Source organism: Pseudomonas sp. PS01299 (assembly GCF_029960145.1).
GTDB classification, from domain to species: Bacteria; Pseudomonadota; Gammaproteobacteria; order Pseudomonadales; family Pseudomonadaceae; genus Aquipseudomonas; species Aquipseudomonas putida_A.
Genome location: NZ_JASCPO010000325.1, coordinates 1 through 5,121 on the forward strand (window position 1 = coordinate 1; position 5,121 = coordinate 5,121).

5 protein-coding genes are annotated in these 5,121 nt (G+C 60.0%); 3 read left to right on the plus strand and 2 right to left on the minus strand.

The window, feature by feature from the left end; all coding sequences use genetic code 11:
• Window positions 1-226 precede the first annotated feature (226 nt).
• Together QMX91_RS28890 and QMX91_RS28895 are read left to right on the plus strand one after the other, a co-directional pair.
• Window positions 227-2,482, plus strand: a complete 2,256-nt coding sequence (locus tag QMX91_RS28890; protein WP_095139624.1) for an Orn/Lys/Arg decarboxylase N-terminal domain-containing protein — start codon at window positions 227-229, stop codon at window positions 2,480-2,482.
• Window positions 2,483-2,496: 14 nt separating this feature from the next.
• Window positions 2,497-3,111 (plus strand): GNAT family N-acetyltransferase, encoded by a 615-nt coding sequence (locus QMX91_RS28895; RefSeq protein WP_135295532.1) that lies wholly within the window; start codon window positions 2,497-2,499, stop codon window positions 3,109-3,111.
• On the opposite strand, the gene QMX91_RS28900 is transcribed toward QMX91_RS28895, so the two are convergent.
• Both QMX91_RS28900 and QMX91_RS28905 read right to left on the minus strand, forming a co-directional pair.
• Window positions 3,077-3,970 (minus strand): LysR family transcriptional regulator, encoded by an 894-nt coding sequence (locus QMX91_RS28900; RefSeq protein ID WP_282413761.1) that lies wholly within the window; start codon window positions 3,968-3,970, stop codon window positions 3,077-3,079. The genes QMX91_RS28895 and QMX91_RS28900 overlap by 35 nt on opposite strands.
• Before the next feature lie 85 nt (window positions 3,971-4,055).
• The gene (locus QMX91_RS28905) at window positions 4,056-4,286 is read right to left on the minus strand and encodes a hypothetical protein (RefSeq protein ID WP_007965845.1); all 231 of its coding nucleotides are present in this window, start codon (window positions 4,284-4,286) and stop codon (window positions 4,056-4,058) included.
• A 183-nt stretch (window positions 4,287-4,469) separates the two neighbouring features.
• Between QMX91_RS28905 and QMX91_RS28910 the strand changes: the two genes are divergently transcribed.
• Window positions 4,470-5,027: an NAD(P)H-dependent oxidoreductase gene (locus tag QMX91_RS28910; protein ID WP_135295534.1), complete on the plus strand. Its 558-nt coding sequence runs from the start codon at window positions 4,470-4,472 to the stop codon at window positions 5,025-5,027.
• The last annotated feature ends 94 nt before the right edge of the window (window positions 5,028-5,121 follow it).

Below are 5,121 nucleotides of genomic sequence, written 5' to 3' on the forward strand. Positions count from 1 at the left end.
AGCTTGCTCCCGCTTGGCTGCGAAGCAGTCATAAAACCTGAATGCACTATTGATGCTGAACGAATACTGGGGGCCGCTTCGCGCCCCAGCGGGAGCAAGCTCCCTCGCCACAAAAGCCGAGTCAGGCTGAATGAAGCCAACTGGCCACCCTCGCCACTTTCGCTGCAACCCTCTACCCTGAGTGCATTGGCAGACTTTGATCCGCCGCCTCAGGACACTGAGCCTCATGTACAAAGATTTGAAGTTTCCGGTGTTGATCGTCCACCGCGACATCAAGGCCGACACGGTCGCCGGTGACCGTATCCGTGGCATCGCCCGGGAGTTGGAGCAGGAAGGTTTCAATATCGTTTCGGCCATCGACTACACCGAAGGGCGGTTGGTGGCCTCCACCCATCATGGTCTGGCGTGCATGCTGATCGCTGCCGAAGACGCCAGCACCAACTCGCATCTACTCCAAAACATGGCTGAACTGATCGGTCTGGCGCGAGTGCGGGCGCCGGATCTGCCGATCTTCGCGCTGGGCGAACAGGTCACCCTGGAAAACGCCCCCGCCGATGCCATGGCCGAGCTCAATCAACTGCGCGGCATTCTCTACCTGTTCGAAGACACTGTGCCGTTTCTGGCGCGGCAAGTGGCGCGGGCCGCGCGCAAGTATCTGGACGGTCTGCTGCCGCCGTTTTTCAAGGCGCTGGTGCAGCACACCGCCGACTCCAACTATTCCTGGCACACCCCCGGGCATGGCGGTGGCGTGGCTTATCACAAGAGTCCGGTGGGGCAGGCGTTTCATCAGTTCTTTGGCGAAAACACCCTGCGTTCGGACTTGTCGGTATCGGTGCCGGAACTCGGTTCGCTGCTCGATCACACTGGGCCGCTGGCCGAAGCCGAAGAGCGCGCCGCGCGCAACTTCGGCGCCGATCACACGTTTTTCGTGATCAATGGCACCTCGACCGCCAACAAGATCGTCTGGCACTCGATGGTCGGTCGGGATGATCTGGTGCTGGTCGATCGCAACTGCCACAAGTCGGTGCTGCACGCGATCATCATGACCGGCGCGATCCCGCTGTACCTGTGTCCGGAGCGCAATGAGCTGGGGATCATCGGCCCGATTCCGCTGAGCGAATTCAGCCGCGAATCGATTCAGGCGAAGATCGATGCCAGCCCGCTGACCAAAGGCCGTGCACCGAAAGTCAAACTGGCGGTGGTGACCAATTCGACCTACGACGGCCTGTGCTACAACGCCGAGCTGATCAAGCAGAGCCTGGGCAATAGCGTTGAAGTGCTGCATTTCGATGAGGCGTGGTACGCCTACGCAGCGTTTCACGAGTTCTTCGCCGGGCGCTATGGCATGGCCACCTCGCGCACAGCAGACAGCCCGCTGGTGTTCACCACTCACTCCACGCACAAGCTGCTCGCCGCGTTCAGCCAGGCCTCGATGATTCATGTGCAGGACGGCGGCGCGCGGCAACTGGACCGTGACCGTTTCAACGAAGCGTTCATGATGCACATCTCAACCTCGCCGCAGTACAGCATCATCGCTTCGCTGGATGTGGCCTCGGCCATGATGGAAGGCCCGGCCGGGCGTTCGCTGTTGCAGGAAACCTTCGATGAAGCGCTGAGTTTTCGCCGGGCGCTGGCCAATCTGCGCCAGCACATTGCGGCGGATGACTGGTGGTTTTCGATCTGGCAGCCGCCGGGCGTCGAAGGCATCGACCGGGTGCAGACCGAAGACTGGTTGTTGCAACCGGACGCCGACTGGCACGGCTTCGGTGAAGTCAGCGACGACTACGTGCTGCTTGACCCGATCAAAGTGACCCTGGTCATGCCCGGGTTGAATGCCGGCGGCGCGTTGAGCGAGAAAGGCATCCCGGCGGCGGTGGTCAGCAAGTTCCTCTGGGAGCGCGGGCTGGTGGTGGAGAAGACCGGGCTGTATTCGTTCCTGGTGCTGTTCTCGATGGGCATCACCAAGGGCAAGTGGAGCACGCTGCTCACCGAATTGCTGGAATTCAAGCGCAGTTACGACGCCAACGTCAGTCTGGCCACTTGCCTGCCTTGCGTGGCGCAGCAAGACACCGCGCGCTATCGCGGCATGGGCCTGCGCGATCTGTGCGATCAACTGCACGCCTGTTACCGCAGCAATGCCACCGCCAAACATCTGAAACGCATGTACACGGTGCTGCCGGAAATCGCCATGAAGCCGGCCCATGCCTATGATCATCTGGTGCGCGGCGAAGTCGAGGCGGTGCCGATCGATGAGCTGGAAGGAAGGATCGCGGCGGTGATGCTGGTGCCGTATCCACCGGGAATTCCATTGATCATGCCCGGCGAGCGCTTTACCGAGGCAACCCGCTCGATCATTGACTACCTGAAGTTTGCCCGCACGTTCGATAGCAGCTTCCCCGGTTTTGTCGCTGATGTGCATGGACTGCAACATGAAGACGAGGGCAATGGACGGCAGTACACCGTCGATTGCGTCAAGGAATGAGGACTTTTCCGAGTATGCAACCGGTCATGAATCCGAAATACCCAGGGCTGTCGGTGCGCGTCGCCGACGATGGTTTCGCGGCGTACATCTGGGGCAGCGACTTCAGTTTCGAGGTCGCCGCGTACGGTGCCGCCGTCATTGGCCAACCGGTCGAGCGCTGGGCGGTGACGCCGATCGTGCCGTATCGCAAGTGCTACGGCATTGATCCTGAAGAGTTCAGCAGCTATCGCGATGCCGCCGACAGCGCGATTTTCATGGCGTATCTCGATGATGAGCCGGTCGGTCATCTGGTGATCAGCACCAACTGGAATGGCTTCGCCCATATCGATGAGCTGGCGGTGCACGCACCGGCGCGCCGGCATGGTGTGGCCAAGGCGTTGCTGGATGTCGCGCACTTCTGGAGTCGCAAGAAAAAACTGCCGGGGATCATGCTCGAAACCCAGAACAACAACCTCGGCGCCTGTCGTTTGTATGAGCGTTGTGGCTACGAGATTGGCGGTATCGACCATTTGCGTTATCGCGGGATTGATCCGAACACTGCGGAAATTGCGCTGTTCTGGTACCGGCTGTTCGATAACCCGCTGGAAAACCCGCTCAGCTCGCCAGCATCGCCTCGGCTTGTTCCGTGACGATCGTCAGCAGGGTCTGAATCGCTGTCGGCGTGGCGCTGTGTCGGTAGGTCAGGGCATACAGGCTGATCGGCACCGCCGGTGACAACGGGCAGACATCCAGTCCGCTCGTCCGCGCGCCGAGGGCGTTGAATGGGTCGACGATGGCCAGGCCTTCGCCGGCCTCGACCATGCTGCGCATCATCTGATGGGTTTGTACTCGGGTCTGGATGCTCGGCGCCGGGCGCAGGGCCTGGAGTTTGTTCTCCAGCGCCGGGCTCAATGGGTCGTGGCCTTCGAGGCCAACCATTGCCTGGCCAGCCAGATCCTGCAGGGAAATGTATTTCTGCTTCGGTTGCAGCCAGCCGTGGGGCGCGAGCAGTTGCAGCTTGCCGTGGGCCAATGGCTGGCAGTGGATGTCGGGGTGTTCCGGATCGTGCAGGCTCAGGCCCAGATCGCTTTCGCGCAGCAGCAGGCTGCGGACGATGTCGCAGGTCGGAGAGCTGAGCAAGCGGCAAGGAGCGTCGGGCAAGCGTCGGCGCAGCAGCGCGATACTTTGCGGCAACAGCTGTTGCGCCAGCGGCGGGGTGCCGATGATGCGCAGGGGCGGGGCGAGGTATTGCTTGAGGCTGCTGGCCAGACGCTGCACCGGCTCCAGCGCCTGATAGACATGAGCGATTTCCACCTGCAACGCCCGCGCTTCAGGCGTCGATTGCAGCCGGCCGCGTACGCTGGCGAACAGCATGAACCCCAACTCGCTCTCGGCTTCGCGCAAACGCTCTTCGACCTCGGTCACCGGGAGCTGCAGCCATTCGGCGGCGGTGCCCAGGTGACCGGTCTGCAAGAGCGCCTGAATCACTTCGATATGACGTAAACGCATGCGTGAAGTCCATGTTCAGCAGGTGGGGTCAGTGGCTGAATCCTACCCCAAGTCTGCGCATATGACTTCTGCTCATAACGGCCAGTTATGACGCGACGGTTGTCTCAGGCTCACGGGTCAGGGTAATACCTGACTGAACCAGGAGAAACTCGGTGTCACTGACTTTGTTGACGCGATCGCCAATGGCCAGTTTGTAAATCGGCTCCGAGCCAGTGGAACCGTCTGCCGACGGGGTGGATTCCTGGAACTCATGCACGGAATAAACGCGGCCTTCCGCATCTCTTGCATGGAACTGACCGACGAGTACTGCTGCCATCTGCTTAGAACCTCTGGAGATAAAACGCTTGATTTGCGGCTTGGTAGACCGTCATCAAGCCCTGTAAGTTTTCCTACAGGAAAAAAATAATCAGCGCGCAGGAATTTCCCTTGCTCGCTGGTGAAACTGTCATCGAATCATCTATAACTACTGGCTCTTCCCACCGACAGTCGAGAGTCTTCCATGAGCAATGTCTACAACGTCGCTGTAGTCGTCGGCAGCCTGCGCAAAGCATCGATCAACCGCAAAGTCGCGCTGGCGCTGGCCCAACTGGCACCGGCGAACCTCAAACTGAAGATTGTCGAGATTGGCGACCTGCCACTCTATAACGAAGACATCGACGGCGATTCACCGCCGGCAGCCTACAGCACTTTCCGCCAGGAAGTCGGTTCTTCCGACGCGGTGCTGTTCGTCACCCCGGAATATAACCGCTCGGTGCCGGCGCCTTTGAAGAATGCGATTGACGTGGGTTCACGGCCGTATGGCAAAGCCGTCTGGAGCGGCAAACCGGGTGCGGTGATCAGCGTGTCGCCGGGGGCGATTGGCGGTTTTGGCGCCAACCAGCATTTGCGCCAGTCCTTCGTGTTTCTCGATGTGCCGTGCATGCAGCAGCCGGAAGCGTATCTGGGTGGCGCGGGTTCGGCGTTTGACGAGGCGGGCAAGTTGAGCGAGTCGGTGAAACCGTTCCTGCAGAATTTCATCAATGCGTATGGGAAATTTGTGGAACAACATAAAAAATAATCTGGTCAGAGCTGCGATAAAACAGAGATCCTGTGGGAGCGGGCTTGCTCGCGAAAGCGGTGTGTCAGACACAAAGTTGTCATCTGACACACCG